The sequence below is a fragment of the Pyramidobacter sp. CG50-2 genome (genome assembly GCF_003612005.1).
Classification (GTDB): domain Bacteria; phylum Synergistota; class Synergistia; order Synergistales; family Dethiosulfovibrionaceae; genus Pyramidobacter.
The window spans coordinates 1-16,589 of record NZ_RAWT01000028.1 but is presented as its reverse complement, the minus strand read 5'-3'; the positions used below and the strand labels follow the sequence as shown (position 1 = coordinate 16,589).

The following is a 16,589-nucleotide window of genomic DNA, read 5'->3' as shown; positions in this document are numbered from 1 at the left end:
AATTCTCAACGGCGCGGCTCGTTGGGAATTCCCTTTTATACCAATTCTTGACAGAAGTATTGGCATGGCTTTCGGGGGCTGCGGGGGCGTCTGGCCACGCGGGACCATCCCGATTGCCGCGCAGTCTGCGCAGCTCGCTTTGTGAATTTCCCCCTCAGCTCCTTTGCGTTCGGTCTTTTAATTAAGAAATAGTATTATCTTTCTTCACGGCGCAGCGGCGTCTGTGCGATCGAAAAGCGCGTCTGCCGGCGGTATCGTGGTTATGACGGACAAATACGTAGAAATAGCGTTAAAGTCCATGAAAATAATTAATGCATCGCTTGGGATGTAATGCTATTATCATTATAATTATTAAGAATGGATACGCAAAAACGCCACGTGCAGAGAGGACGCGCCCGCCGTGCAGAATATCGCCGTCAAGGACCTTTCCTTCGCGTATGTGAAGGACAAGCTGATACTGAAAGATATCGAGCTCTCCGTCGCGGCGGGGGAGTTCGTCTGCCTGCTGGGGCAGTCGGGCTGCGGCAAGAGCACGTTTCTGCGCCTGCTGGCGGGGCTGGAGCGTCCTACCTGCGGCGAGATCACGCTCGACGGCCAACCGATCGTGGGCGCGGGACTGGATCGCGGCGTGGTCTTTCAGGATTACGGCCTGTTCCCGTGGATGACGGCGGGCGAAAACATCATGCTGGCGCTGAGACAGCGTTTCCCCGGGCGCGGCGCGGACGAGCTGAAGGCGGTCGCGCTGGAAAAACTGCGCGAGGTCGGTTTCGACAGCGCGGTCTTCCGCAAGCTGCCGCGCGAGCTGTCCGGCGGCATGCAGCAGCGCGTGGCGATCGCGCAGGCGTTCGCCGTCGATCCGCCGGTGCTGCTGATGGACGAACCGTTCGGCGCGCTCGACGCGGTGACGCGCGCCATGCTTCAGGATCTGGTCTCGGAGCTGTGGGCGAAGCATGAGCCGAAAAAAACCGTCTTTTTCGTCACGCACGATGTGGACGAGGCGCTGCTGCTGGGCAGCCGCGTCGTCGTGCTGGGGCAGTCGCCCAGCGGCGTAATCTTCGACTGCCGCGTTCCCGCGGCGGAGCGTGCCTCGCGCAGCTCCCGCTTCGAAAACGCGGAGTTCGTTCGCCTGCGCGAGACGCTGATCCGGCACATCAACCGCGACGTGGCGGAGCGCCTGTCGCGCAGCGGCTTGTTTGCGCATGGAAACGGCGCCGTCGATTAAGCTACAAGCACCATAATTTATCTCTATAGAGGAGCGTTCTTTATGTCTGTGAAGAAAAATGCTGTCCGTCTGTTTGCCGCGATGAGCCTGGCGCTTGTCGCCTCGGCCGTCGCTTCCGCCGCCCCCGAGCGAAACGTCGTGCGCTGGAACTACGGCACGAGCGGCAACGTGCTCGTGACGATCGCCGAGAACAAGGGATATTTCAAGGACGAGGGACTGACGATCGAGCCGGTCCTCGCCAACGCCAACGCCGACGCCATGACGCTGCTCGCCACCGGCAAGGTGGACGTGGTTTCCAACTCCGGCACGGCCGCGCCGCTGCAGCAGATCGCCGCCGGCATCGATCTGACTATCTTCGGCGGCCACATGGTGACCGGCTGTATGCCCGTGATCGCCCGTGCCGGCGCGGAATGGAACGGCGTGCAGTCGCTGATCGGCAAAAAGTTCGCCTGCAACCCTTCGTACTTCGCCTTCACCGGCGCGGTCATGGATCTGGGCTACGAGGATCCGCTCAAGGCCGTCAACTGGGTGACCTACTCGGGCTACAACGAAGCGCTGGCCGCCGTCGTGCGCGGCGAGGTCGACTACGCGTTGATGGGCACGGGGCAGAACTTCAACGTCAAGAAAATGAACGACGTCAAAATCGTCACCTATCAGAGCGAAGTGATGCCCAACTACTCCTGCTGCCGCATGGAGGCCCAGACGGAGTACGTCAAGAAGAATCCCGAGACGATCAAAGCCGTCCTGCGCGCGCTGTTGCGGGCGCAGAGCTACTATGAGAGCCACCGCGACGAAGCCGTCTCCATGCTGGCCAAGAAGATCGGCGCTTCCGACGAATACGTGGCCGCCTACATGCTCGACGCCGCTCACTACGTCGTCAACGCCGACCCGCTCAGCAAGTCGGTCGTCCGCGCTTGGGGCATCCTCGACAAGACGGGTTTTCTGAGCGAAAACGCCCGCAACATCAAGATCGAAGACCATATCGACACTGAGCTGTATCGGCAGGCGCTTGCGGATGTCAGCGCCGCCCACGGCAGCGAGGATCCCGCTTTCTACGAACGTCAGCGCGCCTTCTTTGCGGAAAACAACTAAGCGGCGGGAACGGACTTCGCGATGGGCAGGCTGAGATATTTTTTCGGCAAATACTGGCTGACTTTCTGTATCTGCGCTTCGCTCATCGCGCTGTACGTTTACATGACCGAGACGGGGCGTGCCAATCCTTATCTGTTCCCGCGCGTCGACGCCATCCGCAAAGTCTTCGCCGGCGAAGGGCGCACGATGTTCGTGAACCTGCTGGCGTCGATGAAGCTGATGATCCCGTCGATCGCCGTCTCCCTGGGCGTGGCGCTGTTCGTCGGCACGGTTCTGGGCATGAATGAGCGGCTGCGCGACGCGCTGTATCCGGTGATTTACATGTTCAGCGTCGTGCCGTCGATTTTGTTGTCGCCGTTCGCGCTGCTGCTGGCGCCGGATTTCTGGAGCGCCTCGGTGTTCCTGATCGTTTACGGCACGGTCTGGTCGACGCTGTTCGCGGCCATCACGGGCATCATGACTATCGATAAGCGCTATCTCGACAAGGCGGCGACGCTGGAACTGAAAGGTTTCAAGCGTCTCGTCAAGGTCATCCTGCCGGCGGCCAGCCCGTCGATCCTTGCCGGATTCGTCAACTCACTGCGCAGCACGTTCGTGATGCTGGTCTATTCGGAGATGTACGGCGCGCAGTACGGCATGGGCTTTTTCGTGAAGAAGTACGCGGAGTTCGGTCTCTACGACTACACCTGGGCGGGATTTTTATTCATGGTGCTGGTGCTGGTCGTGGTGATGCAGTTTTTCGAGCAGATCAAGAAACGTATGCTCCGCTGGACGATGAATGTCCGAGCGCAGTAAGGCTTTGAACAGAAGCCGTCGCGCAGAAGCGGAGAGAAAAAACAAAGGATTGAAGCAAGGGCCTCCATGGGACCAGCTCCGGACATGAACCGCCGCTAAGCGCCGGAGAATGAGCAAGAGGGAATCTCCGACGGCCATACGCCGTTGGGGGATTCCCTCTGCCATGTGCGATTTTTTACGTTTTTCTTCGTGTCTTTGCGGGTACTTTCGTTTTTTCCAAACTTACTCGGCCAGCGTGCCCATGGGGTCCCACGGGAAGAAGTGCAGCGGCTCGGTTTCCAGCGCGGCGAGCTGCTTCTCGCTGAGGTGCTTTTTGTTGATCACGGCCTGGTAGACGTACTCGTCGAACCAGCCGCCGTCCATCAGATAGTAGCCTTTGTCGCCGTGCTCGTCGCCCCAGCTGTTTTCAATCTTCCAGCGGTTGGGCTGCCCGGCGGCGTCGAGGTTGACGCCGGTGATGACCATGGCGTGGTTCATGGCGCTGTCGCGCAGGTCGAGACGCTCGCCCTTGGTCATGGCGAAGTCCATCGCGAAGGTGCCTTCGTAGTCGAAGCAGGCGTCGCTCCAGATGCCCATGTCGCGCGCGCCTTTCTTGCCGACGTCGGAACCGAACCAGACGCACTCGCCGTCTTTGAGCTGGCGCACGATCAGGTCTTTCAGCTCGTCCATGGGCAGGTTGAGATAACGCACGGGACGCCCCTCGGCGACGTTGCCCAGCCAGTCGATGGCGACGGCGCGGTAGAACGGCTTGTCGGCGGTGGGAGAGTTGATCAGGCTGACGTAATCGTTTTTCAGGTCGAGGCCGACGTACTTTTCGTAAAAGCTTTTCGGGGTCAGGTCGCGGTCGGCGTGGAAGTTCTTGTCCTTGTCGACGTACTCGAAGTCGAACGTCTGCGGCGGCTGGCCGAAGCACAGGCACAGCAGCGCGTGCACTTCGTCCATGATCCGCAGCCTCAGGGCGCGCGGGTCGCCGCCCGCGGCAACCTCGGCGCGCAGCAGGGCGGCGCCGCGGCGCAGCTTGGCGTTGAGCAGTTTGTTCATGTCGGCGGTGTTGCTGCTCTGGAACGTCTCTTCCATGGCCGACTTGGGGGCGACGCCGTACTTCTCGACCAGGTTGACGAACATGTCCCACTGGCCGCCGTCCTGCACCGCGGTGTCGAGCACATAGCTCAGCAGCCGGTCGTCGACGGGCCTTCCGGCCAGGGCGATGACGCTTTCGAGGAAGTAGTTGGCCTTTTCGAACTTGTCCCAGAAGGCCATGTAGTTCTGTGAAAACTCCAGCTCGGCGAGGTTCAGCTTTTTGGCGGTGAGCTCGCGCAGCACGTTGAGCGCGGCGAAGATCCAGCAGCGGCCGCTCTTTTTCTGATTGGCGGCGGGCAGCGTGGGCACGACGTGCGAAAAGCGGAACTGCGCGGCGTTGCGCCCTTTGGAACTGAACGTGACGTCGCCGATGCCGTGCTTCGACAGCGCGTTGCCCACCGCCCGGTACAGCGCGCTGCCCTCGTAGCGCGCCCGGTACTCGGCGCGCTGCCGTTCGGAAATCCCTTCAAATGACATGACTCTCTCTCCTTCGTCAGAATGTGCCGGCCGTATGTCCGGCGGCCGATGTCTCCGCCGCTATCATAATGCGGCCGCCCGCGCTTTACAAGCGGAAGTTTTGTACTTTACCGCCCGCGCCGGCGCAAAATCTCGTCGAGCAGGCGGTGGGCGGCCTCGTCCTTGCTCATCAGCGGCAGTTCGGTCTCGGCGTCGGCGGTGATCAGCGTGAGGACGTTGGTGTCGGCGCCGAAGCCGGCGCCGGCGACTTTGAGGCTGTTGGCGGCGATCATCTGCACGCGCTTTTTGGCGAGCTTGACGCGCGAGTTCTCGAGCAGGTTCTCCGTCTCCATGGAGAAGCCGCAGATGAACTGATCGGCGCGGTGCTCGCCCAGATATTTGAGGATGTCGGCGGTGCGTTCCAGCGGCAGGTTCATGTCCGAGTCCTGTTTCTTGATCTTGTTCTCGGAGGCCGCGGCGGGGCGGTAGTCGGCGACGGCGGCGGCCTTGACGACGATGGTGCTCCGGTCGAAGCGCGAGACGACGGCGTCGAACATGTCCTGCGCGCTGACGACGCTGACCAGATCGACGAAGAGCGGTTTTTTCAGCCCGACGGGGCCGGACACCAGCGTCACCTGCGCGCCGCGCATGGCGGCGGCGCGGGCGACGGCGTAGCCCATGCGGCCCGTTGAGTGGTTGGTGAGGAAGCGCACGGGATCGAGCGCCTCTTGCGTGGGGCCGGCGGTGACGAGCACGCGCTCGCCGGTCAGGTCTTTTTCGCAGGCGGCGAAATGCTCGATGAACTCGAGGATATCCTCCGGCTCGGGCATTTTGCCGCGCCCCGTGTCGCCGCAGGCCAGGCGCCCTTCGGCCGGCTCCATCACGTGCCAGCCGCGGCGGCGCAGCGTGGCCAGGTTTTCCTGCGTGGCGGCGTTGTCGAGCATGTGGGTGTTCATGGCGGGCACGACGATGCGGCAGCCTGTAAACGGCAGCACGGTGCTGGTGAGCATGTCGTCGGCGATGCCGTGGGCGATTTTGGCGATCACGTCGGCGGTGGCGGGCGCGATCACGAGCGCGTCGGCCTCGGCGGCCAGCGCGATGTGGCGGACGACGGACGGGTCGGCGCGGTCGAACACGTCGTCGAAGACGCGGCGGTGGGTCAGGGCCTCGAACGTGACGGGCGCGACGAACTGCTCCGCGGCCTTCGTCATCACCACCTGCACCGCGCAGCCGCGCTTCGTCAGGGCCGAAGCCAACGACGCGATCTTATAGGCGGCGATGCCGCCGCTCACTCCCAGCAGAATGTTTTTCCCCTCGAGCATGAAAAGCGCCTCCTTCACAAGGCGAAGATGAGTTGCCGTTCCCGCGCCAAGTATACCAAAAAGCGGACGGCGCGCGAAAAAAATCCGCGCCCCCGCCCTTGCGAAAAATTGCTCGGCCGTTATACTGAAAGCGCACGATCGCCGCGAGGAATTCGCGGCATGACACATATTGCGGGAGGAAAAAACATGCTTCTTCTGTTCGACGTGGGCAACACCCACGTTACCATCGGCGGCTACGACGGCGACCGCCGCCTATTCACGGGGCGCGTGGCCAGCGACCGGCACAAGACCGAAGACGAGTACGCCATGATCGTCGAGAGCGTGCTGCGCATGCACGGTTATGCGCTCGGCGACGTGGAAGACGGCGTCATCAGCTCCGTCGTGCCCGTCGTCACGCAGGCGCTGGACCGCGCCTTTCAGCTGCTCTGGCACAAGCGCATGATGGCCGTGACCACGGCGCTCGACCTCGGCCTGACGATCATGACCGACGCGCCCGAACTGCTCGGCAAGGATCTGATCGTCGACGCCGTGGCCGCGAAAGTCAAATATTCCTGTCCGATCCTCGTCTTCGACCTCGGCACCGCCACCACCTGCTCGGTCATCGACAAGGACGGCCGCTACCGCGGCGGCATGATCGCGCCGGGGCTCGGCATCTCCGTGGACGCGCTCGGTTCGCGCACGGCGCAGCTGCCTTACGTCAGCCTCGACGCGCCCGATCAGCTCATCGGCACCAACACGAAAAACTGCATCCGCTCCGGCGTCATGTACGGGCACGCCGGCATGATCGACGGCTTCATCGACCGCATGGAAGAGCATCTCGGCCAAAAGTGCACCGCCGTCATCACCGGCGGGCTGGCCGCCAAAGTGGCGCCGCTGTGCCGCCGCCCCATCGTCCTCGACGAATATCTGCTCTTCGACGGCCTGCGCGCGCTCTACGCGAAGAACAAAGACAGGCCGCGCGGGTAGGCCGCCGTGATCCGCATCGAGATCCCCGGCCGCGCCGAGCCGCTGGAAATCGCCCACGTCGCGCTCGACTACAACGGCACCGTCGCCGTCGACGGACGAGTGCTTGAAAGCGTCAGATCGCGCCTGCCCGAACTGCTGGAACTCGTCGGCGTCCACGTGCTCACCGCCGACACCTACGGCACCGTGCGCGCTCAGTGCGAACCGCTGGGCGTGGAGGTGCACGCCTTTCCGCGCGCGGGGGCGGGGGCCTGCAAGAAAGAGATCGTCGCCGGGCTGCGCGGCGGCGTCGCCTGCTTCGGCAACGGCTTCAACGATATTCCCATGTTCGACCTCGCCGCTCTCTCCGTCGCCGTGCTCGAAGGCGAAGGGTTCTGCGCCGCCCTGCTGCCTCACGCCGACGTGCTTGTCAGAACCGCCGCCGAAGGCCTCGACCTGCTGCTCAAACCCGACCGCCTCAGAGCGACGCTGCGGAATTGAAAATCACGATCGCCACGCAAGACACAACGAGCCGCCAGCCTGCTGTAAAACAGGTTGGCGGCTAGTTGTGTTTTAACTGCGTCCAGGCTTTAAACCGCCAGATTCACCAGCAGCCCCGTCAGCAGCGAGAAGAGCATCACGAAGGCCAGGTAGAGCGAAAAACTGCGCGGTCCCAAGACGATCTTGAGCGCGCCGAGGTTGGTGATCTTCGTCGCCGGACCGGTGATCATGAAAGCGGCGGCGCTGCCGGCGCTCATGCCGTCGGCGAGCCAGTTCTGAAGCAGGGGGATGGTGCCGCCTCCGCAGGCGTAGAGCGGCACGCCGACCGTGGCGGCCATCAGCACGCCGAAGCCTTCATGTTTTCCGAAGAGTTTGGCGAAAGCGTCGGCCGGCACGTAGCGCTGAAAGAGCGCCGACAGCAAAATGCCGGCCAGGAACCAGCCGCCGGTGGCGCGCACGTTGCGGCCGAAGTTTTTGGCGAAGCGGAACAGGACGTTGGGATCGGCGTCGCGGTTCTCCGGCGCGGAAAAGCCCGCGAAGTTGAAGACTCCCTTCCGGCAGAAAAAATGGACCAGCAATCCCGCGGCGACGCCGCAGAGAAAGCACGACAGCGCGCGCACGGCCAGCATCGTCGTCCCCAGCGCGGCGCTGTACGCGAGCAGCTGCGGGTTCAGCAGCGCCGAGGCCGTCATGAAGGCGGCCAGCCAGTCGTCGCGCATGCCCTGTGCGGAAAACGACGCGGCGACGGGGATCGTGCCGTACATGCACAGCGGCGAAGCGATCCCCAGCAGGCAGGCGGGGATGATGCCGAGCAGGCCGAGTTTTTGTCCCCGCAGCCGGCTGAAAGCGCCGTGGATCTTTTGTTTGCCGAAGACCGCCACGGCCGAACCGATCAGCATGCCCAGCAGCCAGTAACGGAAGATCTGCCGGAACTGAACGGTGAAGTAATAGCCGATGTAGACGAACTCCCGCTGCAGGACGTCAATCAAGGGAGACCAGCCTGTACTTGCGGCGGCCGAGGCCGATCTTCTCGGCGTTTTCCAGCGTGTGGAGGCCGTGGCGCGACTCGATGCGGTTTACCAGCGAGGCGCCCTCGCCGTCCTTTTGCGCGTAAACGAGGTCGACGCAGGCCTGGTCGAGCGCCACCGGGTCGCTCGAGGAAAGGATGCCGACGTCGTGCATGTCGGGTTCGTCGGGATGGCCGTCGCAGTCGCAGTCGACCGAGAGGCGGTTCATGACGTTGATGTAAGCGATGCGCGCTCCTTGTCCGAGCGCGTCGGAGACGGATTTGCCGGCTTCGCCCATGGACTCGAGGAAATGATCCTGCACGCCGCCCCAGGGATTGGTGCGGCTCTTTCCCGCGGAGTGGATCAGGCACTTGCCGGTGCGCGAGGCGAGGCCGATGGAAATGTTCTTGATCGCGCCGCCGAACCCGGCCATGGCGTGACCCTTGAAGTGCGTCAGCACCAGATAGGAATCGAAATCGGCGAAAGCTTTGCCGACAAGGTTTTCTTTCAAATGGACGCCCGCTGCGGGCAGAGAGGCGTCGCCTTTTTCGTCGAGGATCGTGAAAGGGGCGATGGCCGTGAAGCTGTGATCTTTCGCGACCTGATAGTGCATGGCCGACTCGGCGCGCGATCCTCCATACGCCGTGTTGCACTCCACAATGGTGCCGCCCGCGAGGCGGACCACGTCGGCGATCAGCTGCGGACGCAGATAGTTGCTTGCCGGCGGCTCGCCGGTGCTCAGTTTGACGGCGACCCGTCCCGACGGCTTCCAGTTCAGAGCTTGGTAGGCCCGCACCATTCCCTCCGGCGTGATGCTCTTCGTCATGTAGACGACGGGGATCTCCTTGGGCGCCGCGGCGAAAACGGACGAGACGAACGAGACCAGAACCACTAAACCCAACAGTGCGAAACGCATGAATTTCTTCATCCTGAATCACTTCTTTCATCATGAATTCACGTGCGTTGTGCCTGGCGGCCTGCGCTCCCTGCCCGGCCGTCCGTATAAAATGTTACAGCCTCGAGTGCCCTTCACGTCAAGCGCCGGCCGTGCGGTTGGCAAAATCACCGATGCGCCGGCGCGGAAAAATGAGATAATGGATTCGAAAAATCTTCCGGCAAAGGGAGCGTTTGTCATGAGCAGAAAATTGATCTTTGCGCTGGCTGCCGTACTGACGTTGGCCTGTGACGCCGGGGCGGCGGCGCGCGGCGTGATGCCGCAGGACGAATTTCTCGCCTGCTGCGCCCGCGGCAAACTCTCGCAGGTCGGCAAGGGCGTGCGCCGCAACGCCGACGTGAACCGCCTCGAAGCCACCGGCCAGAGCCCGCTGATCTGCGCCGCCGGCGAGCAGGACGACCCGCGCGTGGTCGAATATCTGGTGAAAAAGGGCGCCGAAGTGAACAAGGCCAACTTTCAGGGACTGACGCCGCTGATGGTGGCCGCCCTGCGCAACCCACGCGCCCGCATCTCGCGGGCGCTGTTGAAATGCGGCGCCGATCCGCGCCTGACCGACATGACCGGCAGCACCGCGCTGATCCTCGCCGCGCGCGGCAATCCCAGCGCCGCCGTGCTGGCCGCGCTGATCGAAGCCGCCCCCGACACGCTGAACCGGGCCAGCGCCTCGGGCGTCACGGCGCTGATGGCCGCGGCCGAAAGCGGCCGGGCGGAAATAATTGACCTGCTGCTGAAAAAGGGCGCCGATCTCCGGCCGAAAGACGCCTCCGGCCGCCGCGCCGCCGATTACGCCCGCGCCAATCCGGTCCTGCGCGGTTCGCTGTGGCCGGACCGCCTGGATCGATATCGCTGAATCCGTTCGCCGGCAGTCGAAAAACGGAAAGCGGGCGGAAGCCGATGGCATCGGGATCATCGGCTTCCGCCCGCTTCAATTGTTCCACGTGGAACAGCGCCGTTTCCCCATTTTGGGGACGGGGCTTGACAGGGAATTCGTTCCGCTCTAAGATAACGTCGTTATATAACATTGTTATCCACGGGGGAAAGGGAATGGAACGGGAGTCGGAAACGCAGGCGAAGATCCTCGCGGCGGCGACGGCGGAGTTTTTGCGAAAGGGGTTTCGCGGCGCGTCGCTGCGACAGATCGTCAAAAGCGTGGGCGTGACGACGGGCGCGTTTTACCGCTACTACGGAAGCAAGGAAGAATTGTTCGACGCGCTGGTTTTGCCGCATGCGCGGCGCCTCATGGAACTGTACGAAGCGGGCGCGGCGGATTTCAAAAGAATGGCGCCGGAAGAGCAGATCCACGCCATGGGCGAAGTGGGGCGCCGGTGCATGAAGGCCATGTACGAATACGCGCGCGCCCACCGCGACGCCTTCCGGCTGATCCTCGCGGCGCCGGAATCGTCGAAATGCGGCGGCTTCGTCCATCGCTTGACGGAACGCGAGATCGCCGAAACGCACGGCTTCATGTCGGTCATGGCGGCGCGCGGGCGCGCCGTGAGAACGCCCAGTCCGTTCTTCGAGCACATCGTCGTCAGCGGGCTTTTCACGGCGCTGTCCGAGCTGGTCGTTCACGACGTGCCGCCCGAAGAAGCGCTGAAATGCATCGACCAACTCTGCGATTTTCACCGCGCCGGCTGGGCGAAGCTGATGGGGCTGTAACAGCCCTTTTTTTATCGCCGTGTGAGTTAGTTATTTCTAATTAAATGAAGAAGCAAAAGGAGGCTTTATCGTGAGAGGAGAGCGAATATTGCCCCGGCTGATGGAGTATGCCGGAAGCTACCGCCGCCTGACGCGGGCTTCGTGGGTGTTGTCGGCGCTGTCGGCCCTGCTGGGGCTGGCGCCGTTCGTCTTCATCTGGAAGATCTGCGCCGCGGCGCTGGGCGGCGACGCCTCGGCGGACATGGCCGCCTGGGGCTGGAAAGCCGTGGCCGCGGCGGCGCTGTCGCTGGTCGTCTCCATCCTCGGGCTGATGTGTTCGCATCTGGCGGCGTTCCGCGTGGCGGTCAACATGCGTATCCGCCTCATGCGCCACATCGCCGGGCTGCCGCTGGGCAGCGCCGAAAACCTGGGTACCGGCAAGCTGCGCTCGATCGTCACCGACTGTTCGGCGGCGACGGAGAACTATCTGGCTCACCAGCTGCCCGACGCCAGCGCGACGCTGGCTTCCACGGCGGGGCTGGGGGCGCTGATCCTGTTTTTCGACTGGCGGCTGGGACTGCTCAGCCTGCTGCCGGCCTTTCTCGCGGCGCTGTCGATGCGCGCCATGGTGGGGCCCGACATGCAGCGGCAGATGGGCGATTATCAGAATGCCCTCAAGGACATGGAAAACGAGGCGGTCGAGTACATCCGCGGCATCCCCGTGGTGAAGACGTTCGGGCAGAGCGTGTTCTCCTTCAAGCGCTTCCGCGGCGCCATCGAACGCTACGAAAAGTGGGTCATCGGCTACACCAAAGCCATGCGCCCCCATATGATCCTCTTCACGGCGCTGGTGCAGTCGGCGTTCCTGTTCCTGATCGGCGGCGGCTTGTGGCTGGCGCGCGGCGGCGTCACGCCGGGGCTGCTGAGCGACCTGATCTTCTACGTCGTCGTCACGCCGGCCGTCGCCGTCAATTTTCAAAAGATCATGTACCTGGTCGAGAACCGCATGACCGTGACCGACGCGCTGCGCCACGTGGACGGCGTGCTGGCCTTAAAACCCCTGTCTCAGCCGGAGCACGGCGAGCATCCGCACGGCGCCTCGGTGACGCTGGAAAACGTGAGCTTCAGCTACGCTCCCGGCAAAAAGGCCGTCGACGGCCTGTCGCTGCGCATCGAAGCGGGGATGCGGGCGGCGCTGGTAGGACCGTCGGGCAGCGGCAAGAGCACGCTGGCGCAGTTGATCGCGCGTTTCTTCGACCCGCAGGAAGGTCGCGTGCTGATCGGCGGCGTCGACGTCCGTAACATTGCCAAGAAGGAGCTGACGGACTTCGTCTCGTTCGTGTTTCAGGACAGCCGGCTGATCAAGGCGTCGATTTTCGACAACGTGCGCCTCGGCCGTCCCGCGGCCTCACGCGAGGAAGTGTTCGCCGCGCTCGAAGCGGCGCAGTGCGGCGACATCCTCGCCAAGCTGCCGCGAGGCGCGGATACCGAGATCGGCGCGAAGGGCGTCTATCTTTCCGGCGGCGAGATGCAGCGACTGGCCATCGCGCGGGCTATGCTCAAGAGCGCGCCCATCCTCATCCTCGACGAGGCCACGGCTTTTGCCGATCCCGACAACGAATCCCGCATCCAGGCGGCGCTGTCGCGGCTGTCGCAGGGCAAGACCGTGATCATGATCGCCCACCGGCTGAGCAGCGTGAAGCGCGCTGATCTCGTCTGCGTGCTCGAGAACGGAAAGATTGTCGAGCAGGGCGCTTTCGGCCAGCTCGCGGAACGCGGCGGGCTGTTCGCGCGCATGTGGCGCGACTCGCTGCGCGCCGCCAGCTGGAAAGTGGCGAAGGAGGCCTCCTCGTGCTGATGAAAAAACTGCAGCGCCGTTTCGCCCTTTCCGAACAGGGGGCGCGCGCGTTCGTCGGAGCCTGTCTGGCGCAGACGCTTCAGAACATCTCCTTCATGGCCCCCGCCGGGTTGCTTTTCGCCTTCGTGCGCGACCTTTCCGCCGGGATCGCCGCGGAACGGGGCCTGTTCTACGCGCTCGCCTGCGCGGGCTGTCTGCTCTTCATCGCCGCCGCCACGAGATTGCAGTACGACGGCACCTATCTCTCCACCTATGTGGAATCGGGCGTGCGCCGTACCGCTCTGGCCGAAAAACTGCGCCGCCTGCCCCTGTCCTTCTTCGGACGGAAGGATCTGGCCGATCTTTCCAGCTCGATCATGAACGACTGCGCCGTGCTCGAAAAGAGCCAGTCCCATTATCTGCCGGCGCTGGCCGGGGCGATGCTGTCGGCCGCCGTCGTCTCGGCGGGGCTGTGCGCCTTCGACTGGCGCATGGCGCTGGCCGTCCTCTGGGTGCTGCCGCCGGCCTTCGCCGTCGTCGCCTTTTCCGCGCGGGTCCAGCAGGCGCTCGACCGCAAGTCCATGGCGGCGAAAATGGCCTGCGCCGACGGCATTCAGGAATGTCTGGAATGCCTGCGCGACCTCAAGTCGAACAACGCCGAAGACGCCTATCTCGACGGTCTCGACGAAAAAATCAGGGCGGTCGAGCACCGCGCCGTCGTCTCCGAATCCCTGAGCGCCTGCTTCGTGACGCTGGCCACGCTGCTGCTGCGGCTGGGCGTCGCCTCTACGGCGCTGACCGGCGCGCTGCTGATGCAGCGGAAAGCGCTGGACGCCATGACGTTTTTCATGTTTCTCATGGCGGCCTCGAGGGTCTACGCGCCGCTCGAAGGCGCGCTGCAGAACTTGGTCGCGGCCATCGCCACGCGCACCAACATCGAGCGCATGAACGAGATCCTCGACGGCCCCGTGCAGAACGGACGCGAGGAAATGGACCCCTGCGGCTACGACGTCGTCTTCGAGCACGTCGGCTTCGCCTACGAGAGCGGCGTGTCCGTGCTGAAAGACGTGAGCTTCACGGCCCGCCAGGGCGAAGTGACGGCCCTCGTCGGCCCATCGGGCGGCGGCAAGACCACGGCGTCCCGCCTGGCCGCACGTTTCTGGGACGCGACGGCGGGGAGAATCACCGTGGGCGGCGAAAACGTGGCGGAGATCGCTCCGGAAAGGCTGCTTTCGCTCTTCTCGATCGTCTTCCAGGACGTGACACTGTTCAACAACACCGTCATGGAAAACATCCGCATCGGCCGCCGCGGCGCCGGCAATGAAGAGGTGATCGCCGCCGCTCGTTTGGCTCACTGCGATGAGTTCGTGGACAAGCTGCCCGAGGGCTGGCGGACCATGATCGGCGAAAACGGGCGCGAGCTGTCGGGCGGCGAGCGCCAGCGCATTTCCATCGCCCGCGCCATCCTCAAAGACGCACCGATCGTCCTGCTCGACGAGGCGACCGCCGCGTTGGACGTGGAGAACGAATCGCAGATCCAGGCCGCCCTGTCGCGCCTGATCCGCGACAAGACCGTGCTCGTCATCGCCCATCGCCTGCGCACCGTCGCCAGCGCCGACAAGATCGTCGTGCTCTCCGGCGGCGCCGTTGCCGAGCAGGGTGCGCCCGGCGAGCTGCTGCGCCGCGGCGGCCCGTTCGCACGCATGGCCCGCCTGCAGACCGAAAGCCAAAACTGGGGACTGTAGGCAGAAACTTTCACGAAGAAATGCGGATACGGAGAAAAACAGCCAAGAGGCCACCTCAATCGAGTATTGAGGCGGCCTCTTGTTAAATTTTGCCTTTCATCGCATGTGCGGGGTTTTGTCTGTCGGAGCTGGACGGCGTCGGACTCTATGAGGTTCATCCCCGCATGTGCGGGGTTTTGCCGTCTGAGAAATGTGACGAGTGGTCGAGGAAAGGTTCATCCCCGCATGTGCGGGGTTTTGTTCAAGCTCTTGCAGTTGCGCTTAATGTTTCAGGGTTCATCCCCGCATGTGCGGGGTTTTGGCTTGGAACCGGCGGGCACGGGGACGATGTGGAGGTTCATCCCCGCATGTGCGGGGTTTTGATTTTCTTTTGAAGAGGTGATGCGATGCTGATAGGTTCATCCCCGCATGTGCGGGGTTTTGCGCTACAGCCAGTTGTTCTCGCAGGCGAAAGACGGTTCATCCCCGCATGTGCGGGGTTTTGAATAAACGGTACATGAACGCTTACCCTGACATAGGTTCATCCCCGCATGTGCGGGGTTTTGACGAGATCGTGAGCCACATCCACGACGAGGTGAGGTTCATCCCCGCATGTGCGGGGTTTTGGTAGTTGGCCAGCGCCATCGTGTCCGCCCATTGGGTTCATCCCCGCATGTGCGGGGTTTTGGTGAACGCCTTCGACCTGGTACGCCTGCACAAGGGTTCATCCCCGCATGTGCGGGGTTTTGTCGTGTGCCAGCGTCCCTTCGGCGGCGTAGGAGGGTTCATCCCCGCATGTGCGGGGTTTTGGCCCGCATCTCCTGGCAAAGGGCGACGGGGCTGGGTTCATCCCCGCATGTGCGGGGTTTTGACGTCAAGCTGCAGCAGATGGCCAATGGTCAGAGGTTCATCCCCGCATGTGCGGGGTTTTGGACGACGACGCCCAGCAGCAGAGGAACGACCATGGTTCATCCCCGCATGTGCGGGGTTTTGGGCTAACCTTAGAAGATATACGCGCTTTTTTGAGGTTCATCCCCGCATGTGCGGGGTTTTGTTCGGCTTCGGTGGAATCGATAACGACTTGCAGGGTTCATCCCCGCATGTGCGGGGTTTTGCGTGTTCGGCGTCATGCCGGTGAAGCGGTGATAGGTTCATCCCCGCATGTGCGGGGTTTTGACATCAGGAGGCTAAACAATGACACAGTGGTCAGGTTCATCCCCGCATGTGCGGGGTTTTGTTTTCGATTCCGTGCTTGGCGGAACGATGTCTAGGTTCATCCCCGCATGTGCGGGGTTTTGCGACGTTTTCTTCGTTCTTCCTGGTAACGATGAGGTTCATCCCCGCATGTGCGGGGTTTTGAAGAGATCACCTCGCTTTTTCATGCTTGATTTAGGTTCATCCCCGCATGTGCGGGGTTTTGGTTCACCTGGGTGCCGCCGCAGAACGGCACGTAGGTTCATCCCCGCATGTGCGGGGTTTTGCCTAACCAAGGCAATACGCCAATATCGAAGTCAGGTTCATCCCCGCATGTGCGGGGTTTTGCTGCCGCCAAACAACTCGGCGCGCCATACCTCAGGTTCATCCCCGCATGTGCGGGGTTTTGCACGCCGTCCCCACGCGGAACCCCCACGCGGAGGGTTCATCCCCGCATGTGCGGGGTTTTGGGGGCAGGCCATGTCGGTCTGGTCGTAGTCGAAGGTTCATCCCCGCATGTGCGGGGTTTTGTTTTATAGGTATGATTTGTTGTCTGTGATAAAGGGTTCATCCCCGCATGTGCGGGGTTTTGACTGCATAGCTAGACGCCGCCTTTCTTCTTAAAGGTTCATCCCCGCATGTGCGGGGTTTTGGTGTAGGGATTGCGGTTCCCGGAGCTGGAATAGGGTTCATCCCCGCATGTGCGGGGTTTTGGTAATCATCGCTATACGGACAGCGATGAAAAAAGGTTCATCCCCGCATGTGCGGGGTTTTGCGCCCTATGTGTGCGACAACCCCGCTTTACGCGGGTTCATCCCCGCATG

At 62.9% G+C, this 16,589-nt stretch carries 13 protein-coding genes and 1 CRISPR repeat array; of the genes, 9 read left to right on the top strand and 4 right to left on the bottom strand.

Annotation, left to right across the window (positions count from 1 at the left end):
* Positions 1–400 precede the first annotated feature (400 nt).
* From D7D26_RS07140 to D7D26_RS07130, 3 genes are read left to right on the top strand one after another with little or no spacing between them, the layout of a single operon-like run.
* A complete protein-coding gene (locus D7D26_RS07140; RefSeq protein ID WP_078016842.1) occupies positions 401–1,222 on the top strand; it encodes an ABC transporter ATP-binding protein in 822 nt (273 codons plus the stop codon).
* Positions 1,223–1,264: 42 nt separating this feature from the next.
* Complete coding sequence (locus D7D26_RS07135) at positions 1,265–2,314, top strand: ABC transporter substrate-binding protein (RefSeq protein WP_078016841.1); 1,050 nt, start codon at positions 1,265–1,267, stop codon at positions 2,312–2,314.
* A gap of 21 nt (positions 2,315–2,335) precedes the next feature.
* Positions 2,336–3,109: an ABC transporter permease gene (locus D7D26_RS07130; RefSeq protein ID WP_078016840.1), complete on the top strand. Its 774-nt coding sequence runs from the start codon at positions 2,336–2,338 to the stop codon at positions 3,107–3,109.
* Between the two features lie 222 nt (positions 3,110–3,331).
* Here D7D26_RS07130 and D7D26_RS07125 read toward each other — a convergent pair whose 3' ends face one another.
* Both D7D26_RS07125 and coaBC read right to left on the bottom strand, forming a co-directional pair.
* Positions 3,332–4,666: an aminopeptidase C gene (locus tag D7D26_RS07125; RefSeq protein ID WP_120372580.1), complete on the bottom strand. Its 1,335-nt coding sequence runs from the start codon at positions 4,664–4,666 to the stop codon at positions 3,332–3,334.
* A 107-nt stretch (positions 4,667–4,773) separates the two neighbouring features.
* Positions 4,774–5,967 carry a bifunctional phosphopantothenoylcysteine decarboxylase/phosphopantothenate--cysteine ligase CoaBC gene (gene coaBC / locus D7D26_RS07120; protein ID WP_120372579.1) on the bottom strand — a complete coding sequence of 398 codons (1,194 nt, stop codon included), beginning with the start codon at positions 5,965–5,967 and terminating at the stop codon, positions 4,774–4,776.
* A gap of 186 nt (positions 5,968–6,153) precedes the next feature.
* Between coaBC and D7D26_RS07115 the strand changes: the two genes are divergently transcribed.
* Both D7D26_RS07115 and D7D26_RS07110 read left to right on the top strand, forming a co-directional pair.
* On the top strand, positions 6,154–6,933 hold the full coding sequence (locus D7D26_RS07115) for a type III pantothenate kinase (protein ID WP_158606305.1): 780 nt from the start codon (positions 6,154–6,156) through the stop codon (positions 6,931–6,933).
* Between the two features lie 6 nt (positions 6,934–6,939).
* On the top strand, positions 6,940–7,410 hold the full coding sequence (locus D7D26_RS07110; RefSeq protein ID WP_120372577.1) for an HAD family hydrolase: 471 nt from the start codon (positions 6,940–6,942) through the stop codon (positions 7,408–7,410).
* An 89-nt stretch (positions 7,411–7,499) separates the two neighbouring features.
* On the opposite strand, the gene D7D26_RS07105 is transcribed toward D7D26_RS07110, so the two are convergent.
* A complete protein-coding gene (locus D7D26_RS07105) occupies positions 7,500–8,399 on the bottom strand; it encodes a permease (protein WP_120372576.1) in 900 nt (299 codons plus the stop codon).
* Entirely contained in the window at positions 8,392–9,333 is a 942-nt protein-coding gene (locus tag D7D26_RS07100; RefSeq protein WP_120372592.1) for a DUF362 domain-containing protein, read from the bottom strand. Before D7D26_RS07100 ends, D7D26_RS07105 begins: the two co-directional genes overlap by 8 nt.
* A 217-nt stretch (positions 9,334–9,550) precedes the next feature.
* Here D7D26_RS07100 and D7D26_RS07095 point away from each other — a divergent pair, with 217 nt between their 5' ends.
* The 4 genes from D7D26_RS07095 to D7D26_RS07080 all read left to right on the top strand — a co-directional run bounded on the left by D7D26_RS07095 (position 9,551) and on the right by D7D26_RS07080 (position 14,592).
* Entirely contained in the window at positions 9,551–10,222 is a 672-nt protein-coding gene (locus D7D26_RS07095; protein ID WP_158606304.1) for an ankyrin repeat domain-containing protein, read from the top strand.
* 194 nt (positions 10,223–10,416) lie between these two features.
* Positions 10,417–11,031: a TetR/AcrR family transcriptional regulator gene (locus tag D7D26_RS07090; RefSeq protein ID WP_158606303.1), complete on the top strand. Its 615-nt coding sequence runs from the start codon at positions 10,417–10,419 to the stop codon at positions 11,029–11,031.
* A 70-nt stretch (positions 11,032–11,101) separates the two neighbouring features.
* A complete protein-coding gene (locus D7D26_RS07085) occupies positions 11,102–12,868 on the top strand; it encodes an ABC transporter ATP-binding protein (protein WP_120372573.1) in 1,767 nt (588 codons plus the stop codon).
* Positions 12,868–14,592, top strand: coding sequence for an ABC transporter ATP-binding protein (locus tag D7D26_RS07080; protein WP_233543492.1), 1,725 nt, complete (start codon positions 12,868–12,870; stop codon positions 14,590–14,592). The genes D7D26_RS07085 and D7D26_RS07080 overlap by 1 nt, the downstream gene beginning before the upstream one ends.
* Before the next feature lie 151 nt (positions 14,593–14,743).
* Positions 14,744–16,540: a CRISPR direct-repeat array (repeat unit 28 nt; unit sequence GGTTCATCCCCGCATGTGCGGGGTTTTG).
* Positions 16,541–16,589 lie beyond the last annotated feature (49 nt).

What these genes read in the sequence shown, in the direction of transcription:
- D7D26_RS07135 (WP_078016841.1), top strand. Translation starts at nt 1,265, where the DNA reads ATGTCTGTGAAGAAAAATGCTGTCCGTCTGTTTGCCGCGATGAGCCTG.
- D7D26_RS07130 (WP_078016840.1), top strand. Translation starts at nt 2,336, where the DNA reads ATGGGCAGGCTGAGATATTTTTTCGGCAAATACTGGCTGACTTTCTGT.
- D7D26_RS07125 (WP_120372580.1), bottom strand. Translation starts at nt 4,666, where the DNA reads ATGTCATTTGAAGGGATTTCCGAACGGCAGCGCGCCGAGTACCGGGCG.
- coaBC (WP_120372579.1), bottom strand. Translation starts at nt 5,967, where the DNA reads ATGCTCGAGGGGAAAAACATTCTGCTGGGAGTGAGCGGCGGCATCGCC.
- D7D26_RS07115 (WP_158606305.1), top strand. Translation starts at nt 6,154, where the DNA reads ATGCTTCTTCTGTTCGACGTGGGCAACACCCACGTTACCATCGGCGGC.
- D7D26_RS07100 (WP_120372592.1), bottom strand. Translation starts at nt 9,333, where the DNA reads ATGCGTTTCGCACTGTTGGGTTTAGTGGTTCTGGTCTCGTTCGTCTCG.
- D7D26_RS07095 (WP_158606304.1), top strand. Translation starts at nt 9,551, where the DNA reads ATGAGCAGAAAATTGATCTTTGCGCTGGCTGCCGTACTGACGTTGGCC.
- D7D26_RS07090 (WP_158606303.1), top strand. Translation starts at nt 10,417, where the DNA reads ATGGAACGGGAGTCGGAAACGCAGGCGAAGATCCTCGCGGCGGCGACG.
- D7D26_RS07080 (WP_233543492.1), top strand. Translation starts at nt 12,868, where the DNA reads ATGAAAAAACTGCAGCGCCGTTTCGCCCTTTCCGAACAGGGGGCGCGC.